General features: G+C 73.4%; 12 protein-coding genes. 11 read left to right on the top strand and 1 reads right to left on the bottom strand.

All coding sequences use genetic code 11. The features are described from left to right. The first annotated feature begins 127 nt into the window (after positions 1 to 127). From AB5L52_RS09105 to AB5L52_RS09065, 9 genes are all read left to right on the top strand, one after another. Positions 128 to 871 (top strand): polysaccharide deacetylase family protein, encoded by a 744-nt coding sequence (locus tag AB5L52_RS09105; protein ID WP_351026374.1) that lies wholly within the window; start codon positions 128 to 130, stop codon positions 869 to 871. Between the two features lie 88 nt (positions 872 to 959). Continuing rightward, positions 960 to 1,793 (top strand): M55 family metallopeptidase, encoded by an 834-nt coding sequence (locus AB5L52_RS09100; protein ID WP_351570631.1) that lies wholly within the window; start codon positions 960 to 962, stop codon positions 1,791 to 1,793. After that, positions 1,786 to 3,102, top strand: a complete 1,317-nt coding sequence (locus AB5L52_RS09095) for a M20/M25/M40 family metallo-hydrolase (protein WP_369363266.1) — start codon at positions 1,786 to 1,788, stop codon at positions 3,100 to 3,102. The genes AB5L52_RS09100 and AB5L52_RS09095 overlap by 8 nt, the downstream gene beginning before the upstream one ends. Positions 3,103 to 3,105: 3 nt before the next feature. After that, complete coding sequence (locus AB5L52_RS09090; protein ID WP_369363265.1) at positions 3,106 to 5,070, top strand: prolyl oligopeptidase family serine peptidase; 1,965 nt, start codon at positions 3,106 to 3,108, stop codon at positions 5,068 to 5,070. Continuing rightward, positions 5,067 to 5,990, top strand: coding sequence for an LD-carboxypeptidase (locus AB5L52_RS09085; RefSeq protein ID WP_369363263.1), 924 nt, complete (start codon positions 5,067 to 5,069; stop codon positions 5,988 to 5,990). Before AB5L52_RS09090 ends, AB5L52_RS09085 begins: the two co-directional genes overlap by 4 nt. A 302-nt stretch (positions 5,991 to 6,292) precedes the next feature. Further along, positions 6,293 to 8,065 (top strand): CocE/NonD family hydrolase, encoded by a 1,773-nt coding sequence (locus tag AB5L52_RS09080; RefSeq protein WP_369363261.1) that lies wholly within the window; start codon positions 6,293 to 6,295, stop codon positions 8,063 to 8,065. Positions 8,066 to 8,186: 121 nt separating this feature from the next. Next, on the top strand, positions 8,187 to 8,738 hold the full coding sequence (locus tag AB5L52_RS09075) for a GNAT family N-acetyltransferase (RefSeq protein WP_369363259.1): 552 nt from the start codon (positions 8,187 to 8,189) through the stop codon (positions 8,736 to 8,738). Between the two features lie 52 nt (positions 8,739 to 8,790). Beyond that, positions 8,791 to 9,690, top strand: coding sequence for an arginase family protein (locus tag AB5L52_RS09070; RefSeq protein WP_369363258.1), 900 nt, complete (start codon positions 8,791 to 8,793; stop codon positions 9,688 to 9,690). Between the two features lie 40 nt (positions 9,691 to 9,730). Then, on the top strand, positions 9,731 to 11,692 hold the full coding sequence (locus AB5L52_RS09065) for a DUF5107 domain-containing protein (protein WP_369363256.1): 1,962 nt from the start codon (positions 9,731 to 9,733) through the stop codon (positions 11,690 to 11,692). An 8-nt stretch (positions 11,693 to 11,700) separates the two neighbouring features. On the opposite strand, the gene AB5L52_RS09060 is transcribed toward AB5L52_RS09065, so the two are convergent. Next, positions 11,701 to 12,051 carry a VOC family protein gene (locus AB5L52_RS09060; RefSeq protein ID WP_351026387.1) on the bottom strand — a complete coding sequence of 117 codons (351 nt, stop codon included), beginning with the start codon at positions 12,049 to 12,051 and terminating at the stop codon, positions 11,701 to 11,703. A gap of 245 nt (positions 12,052 to 12,296) precedes the next feature. Here AB5L52_RS09060 and AB5L52_RS09055 point away from each other — a divergent pair, with 245 nt between their 5' ends. Continuing rightward, positions 12,297 to 13,616, top strand: a complete 1,320-nt coding sequence (locus tag AB5L52_RS09055) for an NAD(P)/FAD-dependent oxidoreductase (protein WP_369363254.1) — start codon at positions 12,297 to 12,299, stop codon at positions 13,614 to 13,616. 64 nt (positions 13,617 to 13,680) lie between these two features. Continuing rightward, positions 13,681 to 15,528 (top strand): transketolase, encoded by a 1,848-nt coding sequence (locus tag AB5L52_RS09050; protein WP_369363252.1) that lies wholly within the window; start codon positions 13,681 to 13,683, stop codon positions 15,526 to 15,528. Positions 15,529 to 15,622 lie beyond the last annotated feature (94 nt).

Genomic DNA, 15,622 nt, shown 5'->3' with positions numbered 1-15,622 from the left:
GCCCCGATAGTGACAAAAGCCGCAAATATCGGTGGATGCTTCGCTTTAGTCCGACTTTAGGTCATCGTCGTGGGGTCTCGTTCGTTGCCATCTCGCCATGGCCAGCATTGCCAGGAGCAAGTACAGAATGCCGAACCCGAACTCCGTCCGCCTGCTGCGCCGTGTGGCTCTCGGCTGCGCGGTCACCGTCTCGTTCGCCCTGGCCGGTATCGGTACGAGCGCGAGTGCCGCTTCCGACCCCGGCGCGCGGACCGCCCCTGCCGGCGCCCCGAGCACGTCGATCGCCTACAGCACGGCGACGGGAGGCCGGAGCGTGGCACTCACCTTCGACGACGGCCCGGGGCCGGCCACCGGTGAAATCCTGGACCTGCTCGCGCAGTACCACGCGCAGGCGACCTTCTGCCAGATCGGCAAGGAGGCCGCCGCGAACCCCGACATGGTCAAGCGCATCATCGCCGACGGCCACCGGCTGTGCGACCACACCGTGGACCACCCCCAGCCGATGCACACCCTCCCGCACGACCAGCAGGTCCACGAGATCACCGACGCCAAGGACATGATCGGCAAGGCGGGTGGGCCCGGCACCCAGATCGGGTGGTTCCGTGCCCCCGGCGGCGACTTCAGCCCCGAAAACCGCCAGATAGCCGAGCAGGCCGGCCTGCGCCCGCTGGGCTGGACCGTCGACACCCGTGACTGGTCGCGCCCCGGTGCCGCCTCGATCCTTGCCACCGCGAAACGGGAACTGCGTCCCGGCGGCATCATCCTCATGCACGACGGCGGCGGCGACCGCAGCGAAACCGTGGCAGCCCTGCGCGAACTGCTCCCCTGGCTGACCCAGCAGGGCTACCGGTTCAGCCTGCCCGCAAGCTGACGCGGCTCTGCCACCCGTGGTGGGAGTGCGCTCAACCTCCTCCCCGCCTCGTAGGAAGTTCCCTCGCCGGGGCGTAACGTGAAGCGGCATGAAGATCCTCATCAGTGCCGACATGGAGGGGGCCACGGGCGTCACCTGGCCGGCCGACGTGCTGCCGGGGACGCCGCAGTGGGAGCGGTGCCGGGCGATGTTCACCTCGGACGTGAACGCCGCCGCGGAGGGCTTCTTCGACGGCGGCGCCGACCAGGTGCTCGTCAACGAGGCCCACTGGTCCATGCGCAACCTGCTGCTGGAGCATCTCGACGAGCGGGTCGAGATGCTCACCGGACGGCACAAGGCGCTGTCCATGGTGGAGGGCGTGCAGCACGGAGACGTCGACGGCATCGCGTTCGTCGGCTACCACGCGGGCGCCGGCATGGAGGGCGTCCTCGCCCACACCTACCTCGCCAACCAGATCACCGGGGTCTGGCTGAACGACGTCCGGGCCAGCGAGGGCCTGCTCAACGCGCACGTCGTCGCCGAGTACGGCGTCCCCGTCGTCCTCGTCACCGGCGACGACGTGGCCTGCGAGGACGCGCTCGGCTATGCGCCCGAGGCGCTGAAGGTCGCCGTCAAGGACCATGTGTCACGGTACGCGGCGGTGTGCCGGACCCCGGCTCGCACCGCCGCCGACATCCGCGCGGCCGCGAAGGAGGCGGCGCGGCTGGCGGTGCGTCACGCACCAGTCGAGGCCGGGCCGTTCACCGTCGCGGTCGAGTTCGACGCGGAGCACCTGGCGATGGCCGCCACCGTCGTGCCCGGGGTCGCGCGGATCGGGGAGCGGAAGGTGGCGTACACCAGTGCCGGCATGTACGAGGGGATCAGGACGTTCAAGGCGGTCACCACGATCGCCTCCGCCGCCGTGGAGGAGCAGTATGGCTGACCTGCAGGCCGACGAGCTGTCCCTGGCCGAGGTCGTGGAGTTCACCTCCGGCCTGATCCGGATCGACACCACCAACCGGGGCGGCGGGGACTGCCGGGAGCGGCCCGCGGCCGAGTACGCGGCCGAGCGGCTGGCCGGCGCGGGCCTGGAACCGCTGCTGCTGGAGCGCACCCCGGGCCGTACCAATGTCGTCGCCCGGATCGAGGGCACCGACCCGTCCGCCGACGCGCTGCTGGTCCACGGTCACCTCGACGTGGTGCCCGCCGAGGCCGCCGACTGGAGCGTGCACCCCTTCTCCGGCGAGATCCGCGACGGGGTGGTGTGGGGACGGGGCGCCGTCGACATGAAGAACATGGACGCGATGATCCTCGCGGTCGTCCGCGGCTGGGCCCGGCAGGGCGTACGGCCCCGCCGGGACCTCGTCATCGCGTTCACCGCCGACGAGGAGGCCAGCGCCGAGGACGGCTCCGGATTCCTCGCCGACAGCCACCCGGAGCTGTTCGAGGGCTGCACCGAGGGCGTCAGCGAGTGCGGTGGCTTCACCTTCCACGACGGCGCCGGGCGGCAGCTCTATCCCATCGCGGCGGGGGAGCGGGGCACCGGCTGGCTGAAGCTCACCGCGCGCGGCCGGGCCGGGCACGGCTCCACGGTGAACAAGGAGAACGCGGTGACCCGGCTCGCCGCCGCCGTCACCCGTATCGGCGCGCACGAGTGGCCGCTCCGGCTGACGCCGACCGTCCGGGCCGCGCTCGCCGAACTCGCCGCCGTGTACGGCATCGAACCCGACTTCAGGGACGTGGACCGGCTGCTGGAGAAGCTCGGCCCGGCGGCCAAGCTGGTGGAGGCGACCGTCCGCAACAGCGCCAACCCGACCATGATGAACGCCGGTTACAAGGTGAACGTGATCCCCGGCGAGGCGGTCGCCTTCGTCGACGGGCGGTATCTGCCGGGCGCCGAGAGGGAGTTCACCAGCGCCCTCGACCGGCTGACGGGCCCGGAGGTGAGCTGGGAGTTCGCACACCGGGAGGTGGCCCTGCAGGCGCCGGTGGACGCCCCGGTCTTCGCGAGGATGCGGGCCGCCGTCGAGGAGTTCGCGCCCGAAGGGCACGTCGTGCCGTACTGCATGTCGGGCGGCACGGACGCCAAGCAGTTCTCCCGGCTCGGTATCACCGGGTATGGTTTCGCCCCGCTGAAGCTGCCCGAAGGCCTCGACTACCAGGCGCTGTTCCACGGCGTGGACGAGCGCGTGCCCGTCGAGGCGCTGCACTTCGGCGTCCGGGTGCTCGACCGCTTCCTGCGGACGGCCTAGGGGATGGGGGACGGGGTGCGGACGGCGCCGTACGGATCGTGGCCGTCGCCGGTCGACGCGGCACTGGCCGCCGCGCACGACGGGCAGCCGGAGTGGGTGGGCTTCGTCGGGGACGAGGTGTGGTGGACCGAGCCGCGCCCGGCCGAGGGCGGCCGCCGGGCGCTGGTGCGGCGGACGGCCGAGGGCACCGAGGAGGTCGTCCTGCCCGCGCCGTGGAACGTGCGCAACCGCGTGGTGGAGTACGGCGGCCGGCCCTGGACCGGGGCGGTGCACGGCGGCGCGCCGCTCGTCGTGTTCACGCACTTCGCCGACCAGCGGCTGTACCGGTACGAGCCCGGCGGCGCGCCGCGCCCGCTGACCCCGCTCTCCGCGCTGGGCGCGGGCCTGCGCTGGGCGGACCCGCGGCTGAACCTCGTGCGCGGCGAGGTGTGGTGCGTGCTGGAGGAGTTCACCGGGGACCACCCCTCGGACGTACGACGGGTCCTGGCGGCCGTACCGCTGGACGGGTCCGCCGCCGAGGACCGGTCCGCCGTACGCGAACTCACCAACGGGCGGCACCGGTTCGTCACCGGGCCCCGCGTCTCGCCCGACGGCCGCCGGGCGGCCTGGCTCGCCTGGGACCATCCGGGGATGCCGTGGGACGGGACCGAACTGCTCGTCGGCGACATCGGTGTCGACGGGACACTGCAGACAGTCCACACGGCCGCCGGCGGGCCGCGGGAGGCGATCGCACAGGCCGAATGGTCGGCGGACAACCGTCTTCTGTACGCGAGCGACCGCAGCGGCTGGTGGAACCTGTACCGGGACGGCACCCCGCTGTGTCCGCGCGAGGAGGAGTTCGCGGGCCCGCTGTGGAAGCCGGGCCTGCGCTGGTTCGCGCCGCTGGACAACGGCCTGCTCGCGGTCGTCCACGGTCGCGGGTCGGCCGTACTCGGGATCATGGACACGGAATCCGGGGAGATCGTCGACGTCGCCGGACCGTGGACCGAGTTCGGTGCCACCCTCGCCGTGCACGGCGGGCGCGTCGTCGGTGTCGGCGCCAGCCCGCGCACCGGGTACGAAGTGGTCGAGCTGGACACCACCACCGGCCGGGCCCGCGCCATCGGCGCCCGGCACCGGGACGCGGTCGACCCCGCTTACTACCCCGAGCCGCGGATCCGCACCTTCACCGGCCCGGACGGCCGCGAGGTGCACGCTCACGTCTATCCGCCGCACCACCCCGAACGGGCCGCGCCCGACGGCCAGGCCGCGCCGTACGTCATCTGGGCGCACGGCGGCCCGACCGGCCGGGCGCCGCTCGTCCTGGACCTGGCCATCGCCTACTTCACCTCCCGGGGCATCGGCGTCGCCGAGGTGAACTACGGCGGCTCCACCGGATACGGCCGCGCCTACCGTGAGCGACTGCGCGAGCAGTGGGGCGTGGTCGACGTCGAGGACTGCGCGGCGGTCGCCCGCGCCCTCGCCGAGGAGGGCACCGCCGACCCGGACCGGCTCGCGATCCGCGGCGGCAGCGCGGGCGGCTGGACCGCGGCCGCCTCCCTGACCACGACCGACGTCTACGCCTGCGGCACCATCGTCTACCCCGTCCTGGACCTGGCCACCTGGGGCCCGGAAGAGACCCACGACTTCGAGTCCCGCTATCTGGAGTCGCTGATCGGGCCGTTCGCCGAGGTGCCCGCCCGGTACGCCGAGCGCTCGCCGACCACCCACGCCGACCGGCTCACCGTGCCGTTCCTGCTGCTCCAGGGCCTGGACGACGTCATCTGCCCGCCCGCCCAGTGCGAACGCTTCCTCGCCCGGATCGAGGGCCGGAGCCTGCCGCACGCCTATCTGACCTTCGAGGGCGAGGGGCACGGGTTCCGGCGGGCCGACACCATGGTCCGCGCCCTGGAGGCCGAACTCTCCCTTTATGCTCAGGTGTTCGGGCTGGACGTGCCCGAGGTGCCGAGACTGGAGCTGCACACGTGAAGGAACTGACCCGGCCGGAACGGCTGGCCCCGGGCGCCCGGGTGGCCGTCGTCGCCCCCAGCGGGCCCGTGCCCGAGGAACGTGTCCAGGCGGGGCTCGATGTGCTGCGGGGCTGGGATCTCGATCCCGTGCTGGGACCCCATGTGCTCGATGCGCACGGCGAGTTGGGCTATCTCGCGGGCAGCGACGCCGACCGCGCGGCCGACCTGCAGCGGGCCTGGTGCGACCCGTCCGTGGCCGCGGTGCTGTGCGCCCGTGGCGGCTACGGCGCCCAGCGCATGGTCGACCTGCTCGACTGGGAGGCGATGCGCGCGGCCGGACCCAAGGTGTTCGTCGGATTCAGCGACGCCACCGTCCTGCACCAGGCGTTCGCCACCCGGCTCGGCCTGGTCAGCCTGTACGGACCGGACGCCGCCGGAGCCGACTTCATCAAGAGCGCCCGTGCCCAGGAGCATCTGCGGGCCACCCTGTTCGCTCCGGAGACGGTGCGGACGCTCGCCTCGGCCGGGGCGGCACTGGCGCCGGGGCGGGCCAGAGGGGTGACGCTCGGCGGCTGTCCGAGCCTGCTGGCCACCGACCTCGGCACCCCGTCCGGCGCGCCCGGCGCCCGGGGCGGGCTGCTGCTCCTGGAGGACGTCGGCGAAGCGCCGTACCGCATGGACCGGTTCCTGACCCAGCTGCTGCGCTCCGGCTGGCTCGACGGGGTCGCCGGGATCGGGCTCGGATCCTGGCGCGACTGCGGCCCGTACGAGCGGCTGCGCCCGGTCCTCGCCGACCGGCTCGGCGGACTCGGTGTGCCGGTCGTCGAGGAGCTGGGATTCGGGCACTGTGACGGCGCGCTGACGGTCCCCTTCGGGACGGTCGCCGAACTCGATGCCGATTCCGGCACGCTGACGCTGGACGAGCCGGCGCTGCGCTGAGCCGATGCTCGCCGACATCGCCGGGTGAGCGCCGTCGATGCGCTGGGTGACCGCCGCTGATGCGCCGGGCGGCGCCACCTGTTCGCTGAGTGACCGTAACTTAATCACTGCGCACGGCGTTCACCGGGTGCCTGGCCCACCCGTCCACTGAATCTTCGTCAAGAAACCACGTGCAGCGGGATAGCCCCACGCCTGACACGTGTCACAGCATGCTCCTCGGCCAGACCTACTGGTCGGAATTCGTGTGCCTCAGTGTGGAGGTCCCCGTGCCCCGACGTCTGCCCCGACCGGCACCCCGCCGGGTGTCCCGATCCCGAGCCGTCCTCGCCGCCCTCCTCGGCGCGGCCCTCATCACACCCCTCGCGCTCGCCGGCGGCCCGGCCCACGCGGTCGGCCGGTACACCGTCACCCCGCTGAAGTTCACCGTGCGGGCCGGCGGCCGCAGTTGCGCGGTCGACGCCGACCTGTACCGTCCCGCCGGAGTGGACCGCGCCCACCCCGCGCCCGCCGTGCTCGCCACCAACGGCTTCGGCGGCAGCAAGTCGGACGGCTCCACCGACGCCATCGCCAGGGCCTTCGCCGGGCGCGGCTACGTCTCCCTCGTCTACTCCGGCCTCGGCTTCGGCCACAGCGGCTGCCTGATCTCCCTCGACGACCCCGACAGCGACGGCAGGGCCGCCGCCCAACTGGTCGACTTCCTCGGCGGGAAGCGCTCCGCCGACGACGGCACCCGCGCCGACTTCGTCACCCTCGACGCCCCCGGCGACCCGCGCGTCGGCATGATCGGCGGCTCCTACGGCGGCGCGATCCAGCTGGCCACCGCCTCCGTCGACCACCGCGTCGACGCCCTCGTCCCGCTCCTCACCTGGAACGACCTCGTCTACTCCCTGGACCCGAACAACGCCGTCGGCACCCGCGACGTGCCCGGCGCCTTCAAGTGGCAGTGGACCAACGGCTTCTACCTGAGCGGCGAGACCCAGCCGCTCACCGTCCCGAGCCTCGACCCGACCCGGATCAACTCGGCGGCCTGTCTGCACTTCGTCTCGGACGTCTGCACCACCGTGCACACGCTCAACACCGGCAGCTACCCGGCCGATCGCACCGCCCGGCTGCTCGCCTTCGCCCGCCGCGTCTCCCCGGCGACGTACCTCTCCCGCGTCCAGGCGCCCACCCTGCTCGTGCAGGGGCAGGCCGACTCCCTGTTCAACCTCAATGAGGCGACGGCCAGCTACCGCACCCTCAGGACCCAGGGCACCCCGACCGCCCTGATCTGGCAGTCCTGGGGCCACAGCGGCGGCATCGCCGACCCCGCCGCCGGTGAACTCAACCTGGTCCAGGGCAACTTGGAGACCAGTTACGTCGGCCGCCGCATCCTCGCCTGGTTCGACCGCTACCTGAGGCAGGACAAGAACACCGACACCGGCCCCGCCTTCGCCTACTACCGCGACTGGATCACCGACCCCGGACGGACCTACGCCACCGCCGACCGGGTCCCCGCCCTCAGCCGGACCCTCTACCTCTCCGGGGACGGCAAACTGGTCGACAACCGCGCCAAGGTGGCCCGTGGCAGCCGCAGTTACACCAACTGGACCGTCCCGACGAGCCATTCGGAAAGCTCCCTGGCCGGAAGCCTCAACCTGCCCGACCCGGCGCCGTACGACACCCAGGGCACCTACCTCGCCTGGACCGGCGCCCCCCTCGCCGGGAACGTCGACGTCGTCGGCGCACCGCAGGTCACCCTGAAGGTCGTCTCGCCCAGGGCCGAGCGCGTCCAGAACTCCGCAGACGCCGCCGACAGACTGGTGCTGTTCGCCAAGCTGTACGACGTCGCGCCCGACGGCACCCAGACCCTCGTCCACCGGCTGGTCGCACCGGTCCGGGTACCCGACGTGACCAGGAACTTCACCGTCACCCTGCCGGGCATCGTGCACCGGTACGCGGCCGGGCACCGACTCCGCTTCGTGGTCGCGGCCAGTGACGACGCCTACTTCGGCAACCGGGGGATCAAGCCGGTGACCGTGGTCAGCGCACCCGGGGACACGGGGGTGCTGCGGCTGCCGGTCGCCGGCGGCTGAGAGCCGTACCGGGCGCCGCCGCGCGCCGCACCGGAGGCGCCGGCGCCGTGCCCCGAACCGCGCCCCCGGCCGGGCCGTATTACCCGAGACGGCACCGGCGGGGGCGCCGTAAGCTGGGCGGATGCCGCACACCACGCCCCACTACCTCGCCGAGGGCCCCCGCGTGGCCATCCGTCACTTCACCCTCGACGACGGCCCCGAGTTCACCGCGCGGACCCGCGAGAGCAAGGATCTGCACCGGCCCTGGCTGTTCCCGCCGGACACCGACGAGGCCTACGTCGCCTACGCCGGCGCGCTGATCGAGGACCCGGCCAAGGCCGGCTTCCTGGTGTGTGAGAGGGACGGCGGGGACATCGCCGGATACATCAACATCAACAACATCGTGCGCGGCGCCTTCCAGTGCGGTGCCCTCGGCTACGGGGCCTTCGCGCACGCCGCCGGGCGCGGTCTGATGCGCGAGGGACTCGACCTGGTCATCGGCTACGCCTTCGGTCCGCTGGGGCTGCACCGGCTGGAGATCAACGTACAGCCGGAGAACGCCGCCTCCGTCGCGATGGCGCGGGGCGGCGGCTTCCGGCTGGAGGGGTTCTCCCCGAACATGCTCTACATCGACGGCGCCTGGCGCGACCACGAACGCTGGGCGCTCACCGCCGAGATGCGCCCCGGCACCTGACCCGTCCCGTCTCGCCCCGTCTCGCCCCTTCGCTTCGATGAGGAGAGTCGTCATGCGGACGCTCGTCGTCCTCGACGCCCCGTCCAACCTGGGTCTGCGTCCGCCCGCCCCCGGCACGGTGCCCGGCTGCCACAAGCTCGCCGGCGCTCTCCGGGACCGGGGGATCGTGCGGAGGCTCGGGGCACGCGAGGGCGGCGTGGTGGTGCCGCCGCGCTACGACCGCGGTGACTGGCAGGAAGGCGACGGCGTGTTCAACGCCGCCGCGCTCGCCGCCTACACGGTCGAACTGGCCGACCGCATCGAACGGCATGTGCGCGCCGGGGAGTTCCCGGTCGTCCTCGGCGGTGACTGCTCCATCCAGCTCGGCGCGTCCCTCGCCCTGCGCCGCCTCGGCCGGTACGGGCTCGCGGCCGTCGATGCCTCGCCCGACTTCCGGCACACCGGCAACTCCGACCGGATCGGCGCGGCGGGCGGCGAGGAGGTGGCCCTCGCCACCGGACGCGGCCAGCGCGACCTCACCGACCTGGAGGGCCTGCGACCGTACCTGCGCGACGAGGACGTGCGCTTCCTCGGCATCCGCGACTGCTTCGAGGAGGACCGCGCCGAACTCGCGGCCCTGAAGATCCCCGTCGGCACCGTCGGGGACATCCGCGAACGGGGCGCCGCGGACCTCGCCCACGCCACCGCCGAGGTCTTCGGGATCCCGCAGCTGGACGGATTCTGGCTGCACCTGGACGCCGACGTCCTCGACCCGTCGGTCATGCCCGCCGTCGACAGCCCCGACCCCGACGGCCTGCGGCCCGAAGAACTCCTCGCACTGCTGCGCCCCTTGCTCGCCGCCCCGCACTGCGTGGGCCTCAACGTCACCATCTACGACCCCGACCTCGACCCGGACGGCACGGCAGGCACGCTCCTCACCGACCTGGTCGTGGACGCCTTTGCGCAATCCTGACCGGTAGCTCCCCTGGCCGACTCCCCGTACGCCGGGTTCCATGGTGATCGTGACGAGGATCCGACGTGAGGTACTGACGCTGCCCGCCGTGCAGTTGGGCCCGGACAACCCCCTGCCCCCGCTGCGCCCCCTGGACGAGGTCCACCGCATAGAGGACCGCGACCGGGAGGGCATGCCCGCCGACATGGCCCGCCAACTCAGCCAGGACCCGCTGCGCAGCCTGCTCCCGGTCCGCGTCCGCGACGGCTACGACAGAGCCCGCGAGCCCCGCGCCCTCGACGCCCTCGTGATCGAGAACGACCGGCTGCGCGCCACCGTCCTGCCCGGCCTCGGCGGCCGCGTCGCCTCCCTGCTCCACCTGCCCACCGGACGCGAACTCCTCTACCGCAACCCGGTGTTCCAGCCCGCCAACTTCGCCCTCAACGGCGCCTGGTACTCCGGCGGCATCGAATGGAACATCGGCGCCACCGGCCACACCACCCTCTCCTGCGCACCCCTGCACGCCGCCCGCGTCCCCGCCCCCGACGGCGGGCAGATGCTGCGCCTGTGGGAGTGGGAGCGGCTGCGTGACCTGCCCTTCCAGGTCGACCTGTGGCTCCCCGACGGCTCCGACTTCCTCTACGTCGGCGTCCGCGTCCGCAACCCGCACGAGCGCCCGGTGCCGACGTACTGGTGGTCCAACATCGCGGTGCCGGAGGAGCGCCGAATCCTCGCCCCCGCCGACGAGGCCTATCACTTCGGCTACGAACGCCGCCTGCGCCGGGTGCCGGTCCCGTCGTACGACGGCATCGACCGCACCCGCCCCCTCAACAGCCCCTACGCCGCCGACTACTTCTACGAGGTACCCGACGGCCGGCGCCGCTGGATCGCCGCGCTGGACGCCGAGGGCCACGGGCTGGTGCAGACCTCCACCGACACCCTGCGCGGCCGCAAACTCTTCGTGTGGGGCCACCGGCCCGGCGGCCGCCGCTGGCAGGACTGGCTCACCGCGCCCGGCACCGGCGGCTACTGCGAGATCCAGGCCGGCCTCGCCCGCACCCAGCTGGAACACGTCCGCCTGGACGCGGCGAGCGAGGTGTCCTGGCTGGAGGCGTACGGCCCGCTGGACGCATCGCCCGAGGGGGACTGGACCGGGGCCGTCCAAGGGGCCGAATCACGCCTGGAGTCGGCCCTGCCCCGCGCCCGCGTCGACGCGGCGTACGCGGCATGGCGGGAGTCTGCCGACACCGAACCCGCCGAGATCCTGGCCGCCGGATCCGGCTGGGGCGCGCTCGAAGTGCTGCGAGCCGACTGGAAGCTGCCCGGCACCCCGTTCCCCGAGGCCACCCTCGGCGAGGCCCAGGCGCCCTGGCGCGAGCTGCTGCGCACCGGGTCCCTGCCGGAACCGCGCCGGGTACGGCCGCCCGCCGAGACCCTCGTCGCCCCGCACTGGCGGGACATGCTGGAGACCGCCCCCGCCACCCCGCACACCGAGTACCACCTCGGTGTCGCCCAGTGGCACGCAGGCGACCGCGCCCAGGCCGTCCGCAGCTGGGAGCGCGCCCTCCCGCTCGCCCCCTCCCTCTGGCCGCTGCTGCGCTGTCTGGCCGTCGCCGACCAGGAGTCGGGTCACCACGAGCGGGCCGCCGAACGGTACGCGGACGCCTTCGACGACCTGTGCCGCGAACGGCGCGACGACGGCGCGGCCTGGACCGCCGCCGTGGCCGCGCTCGGCCGGGAAACCCTCCAGGCGCTGCTCCGGGTACGGCGGACGGCTGACGCCCGGACCGTCTGGGACCGGCTGCTGCCCGCCGTCCGCAGCCGCGGCCGGTTCCGGCTTCTCGAGGCCGAACTGCTGCTCGCCGAGGGACACCTCATCGAGGCACGGGCCGTCCTCGACGCGGGGCTGGAGGTCGCCGACCTGCGGGAGGGCGAGGAGGTGCTCGGCCGGCTGTGGTCCCGCCTCACCGACGAGCCCCTGCCCGCCCACCACGACTTCCGGATGCGGCCCGACCAGGTCTGAGCCGGGGCTCAGGTCCGCTGCTGGTCCACGTACTCGAAGATCGTCCCGTCCGGATGCATCGCCAGCAGATTCCGCCCGGCCGGTGTCGGCACCGGCCCGGCGAGGACCCGGGCGCCGAGGCCGGTCAGGACCTGGTGGGCCTCCTCCACGTCCTTCACCGCGATGGTCGCCGTCACCTTCCGCAGAATCTCCAGCTCCTCCTCCGGCCCGCTCATCAGCAGAAAGGAGCCGATCGCCGCCACCTGTACCCCGCCACGCTCGAACCGCATGGCTCTGCCACCGGCCAGCCGCTCGTAGAACGGGACCGCGGTTTCGAGGTCATCGACGCAGATACGCAGCGAGGCGCCCAGAATTTCCATGGACCTGAGCCTAGTTGGGGCGAGGGGAACCTTGCAGCCCACGCGGGGGCGGCACACCCGGGGGCGCGGGGCCGCATCATCCTGCGGCCCCGCCGCGCGGGCGCGCCAAGCCCCCGCCGGCCCGCATCCGGCAACGCGGCGACACCACACCCCCGGAGCCATACGGGTGGCCGGCGGAGAGTTTGCGTGCCCCCGGAGGGGTTACGCGGAATGCCTCGAACGAGCCGTACCGCCGGAGGCGCCCCGTGAGCCGACCTCACGTCGTGATCGTCGGCGCCGGTTTCGCCGGGTACCGGGCTGCCCGCACGCTGGCCCGGCTGACCCGGAACCGGGCCGACGTCACGCTGCTGAACCCGACCGACCACTTCCTGTACCTGCCGCTGCTGCCCCAGGTCGCCGCCGGCATCCTGGAGCCCCGCAGGGCCACCGTGTCGCTGCCGGGCACCCTGCGCGGGGTGCGGCTGGTGCTCGGCGAGGCAGACCACGTCGACCTCGACGCGGGCACCGTGCACTACACCGACCCCGAGGGCGGCCTCGGCACTCTCGGTTACGACCGGCTGGTGCTCTGCGTCGGCAGCGTCAACAAGCTGCTGCCCGTCCCCGGCGTCGCCGAGCACGCGCACGGCTTCCGCGGGCTGCCCGAGGCGCTGTATCTGCGCGACCACGTGACCCGGCAGCTGGAGCTCGCCGCCGCGGACCACGACCCGCAGAGCCGCACCGCACGGTGCACCTTCGTCGTGGTCGGCGCCGGCTACACCGGCACCGAGGTCGCCGCACACATGCAGCTGCTCACCGACCGGCTGGCCCGCCGCACCCCGCTGCCCGGCGGCGTCCGGCCCCGCTGGCTGCTGCTGGACGTCGCCGACCGCGTGCTGCCGGAGCTGGACGAACGGCTCTCCCGCACCGCCGACCGGGTGCTGCGGGCGCGGGGTGTGGACGTGCGGACGGGCACCTCGGTGCGCGAGGCCACCCATGACGGGGCACTGCTGACCGACGGGGAGTTCGTCCCCTCCCGGACCCTGGTGTGGTGCGTGGGCGTACGCCCGGATCCGCTGATGGCGGCCGTCGGGCAGCCGCTGCAGCGGGGCCGGCTGATCGTCGACCCCCAGCTGCGGGTGCCGGGCCGGCCCGAGGTGTTCGGCTGCGGCGACGCGGCCGCCGTACCGGATCCGGAGCGTCCGGGGGAGGTCACACCGATGACCGCCCAGCACGCGTGGCGGCAGGGCAAGGTCGCCGGGGAGAACGTGGCCGCCTCGCTCGGCCTCGGGCGGCGCCGGCGGGCGTACCGCCATCGCGACCTGGGTTTCGCGGTAGACCTGGGCGGGGTCCGGGCCGCCGCGAACCCGTTCGGCATCCCGCTGTCCGGCCCGGCGGCCGGCGTGGTCACCCGCGGCTACCACCTGGCCGCGCTGCCCGCGGGCCGCGTCCGGGTGGCCGTCGACTGGCTCCTGGACGCCGTACTGCCGCGCCAGGGCGTCCAGTTGGGCCTCGTCCGGTCCTGGTCGGTCCCCCTGGACACAGCCTCCCCGGAACTGCCCCGGGTGCCGGGCCCGGCCGCGGAGTGACCCCGCCGGCCGTGCCCCCGCCCGACCCTCGACCCTGTGCAAGGAACTCTGTGCAAGGAGACTCATGAACACCGCCGAACTCGCCGAACTGGGACAGCAGTTGCGCGTGGACAGTGTGCGGGCGTCCGATGCCGCGGGGTCCGGGCACCCCACGTCCTCGATGTCCGCCGCCGATCTGCTGGCCGTCCTGCTCGCCCACCATCTGCGCTACGACTTCGAGCGCCCCGAACACCCCGCCAACGACCGCTTCGTACTGTCCAAGGGGCACGCCTCGCCCCTGCTGTACGCCGCGTACAAGGCCGCCGGTGTCATCGAGGACGGCGAACTGCTCACCTTCCGCAGGATCGGCAGCCGGCTCGAAGGGCATCCGACACCGCGGCGGCTGCCCTGGGTGGAGACCGCCACCGGATCCCTCGGCCAGGGCCTGCCGGTCGGCGTCGGCATCGCCCTCGCCGGCAAGCACCTCGACCGCACCGGCTACCGGGTGTGGGTGCTGTGCGGCGACAGCGAGCTGGCCGAGGGCTCGGTGTGGGAGGCCGCCGAACACGCCGGGTACGAGCGCCTGAACAACCTGATCGCGATCGTGGACGTCAACCGGCTCGGCCAGCGCGGCCCCACCCGGCACGGCCACGACCTGGACGCCTACGCCCGCCGCTTCGAGGCCTTCGGCTGGCGCACCGTCGAGGTCGACGGCCACGACGTCGACGCGATCGACCGGGCCTACGGCGAGGCGCTCGCCACGGACGGACAGCCCGTCGCGATCCTCGCCCGCACCCTCAAGGGCAAGGGCGTCGCCGCCGTCGAGGACCGCGAGGGACACCACGGAAAGCCGCTGGCGGACGCCGCGGCGGCCATCGCCGAACTCGGCGGACCGCGCAATGCGCACGTCCGGGTCAACGAACCGCCGGCCGCCGCCACGCTGCGCGACCTGACCACCGAGGTGCTCCGGCTCCCGCGCTACGACAAGGGCGACGAGGTCGCCACCCGGGACGCCTTCGGCGCGGCCCTCGCCGCGCTCGGCACCGCCCGCGGCGACGTGGTCGCCCTGGACGGCGAGGTGGGCGACTCCACCCGCACCGGGGAGTTCGCCAAGGCCCACCCCGACCGGTTCTTCGAGTGCTACATCGCCGAGCAGCAGCTGGTCGCCGCGGCCGTCGGCATGGCCGTACGGGGCTGGCTGCCGTACGCCTCGACGTTCGCCGCGTTCTTCAGCCGCGCCTACGACTTCGTGCGCATGGCGTCCATCAGCGGCTCCGGGATCAACCTGGTCGGCTCGCACGCCGGTGTCGCGATCGGGCAGGACGGGCCCTCGCAGATGGGCCTGGAGGATCTGGCGATGTTCCGGGCCGTGTACGGCTCGACCGTGCTGTATCCGTGCGACGCCAACCAGACCGCCCGGCTGGTCGCGGCCATGGCCGGCCTGGACGGGATCCGCTATCTGCGCACCTCGCGCGGGAAGACACCGGTGATCTACGGCCCCGAGGAGGAGTTCCCGGTGGGCGGCAGCAAGACGCTGCGGTCGAGCGAGGAGGACCGGCTGACGGTCGTCGCGGCCGGGGTCACCGTGCCCGAGGCGCTGGCCGCGGCCGACCGGCTCGCCGAGGACGGCATCCGGGTGCGGGTGATCGACCTGTACTCCGTCAAGCCCGTCGACGAGGACACGCTGTACCGGGCCGCCGAGGAGACCGGCTGTCTGCTCACCGCGGAGGACCACCACGCCGAGGGCGGCCTCGGCGACGCCGTCGCGGAGGCCTTCGCCGACGGCCGGCCCGTGCCCCGGCTGGTCCGGCTCGCGGTGCGCACCATGCCGGGCTCGGCCGCGCCCGACGAGCAGCTGCACGCGGCCGGTATCGACGCCGTGGGCATCGCGGCGGCCGCCAAACTGCTGGTGGAGGAGGCCATCGTGCGCTGACCGCCGGCACTGCCACGGGGGCCGAAAGTCCGGCGACCTGTGGCGTGCCCCGGTCCGCAGGGCCAGGCTGGAGCTGAAGAACTCATCCCCGTTC

Origin of the sequence: Streptomyces sp. CG4 (genome assembly GCF_041080655.1) — a bacterium.
Taxonomy (GTDB): Bacteria; Actinomycetota; Actinomycetes; order Streptomycetales; family Streptomycetaceae; genus Streptomyces.
Note: the sequence above shows the minus strand (reverse complement) of the source record. Positions and strands in the feature narration are given on the sequence as shown.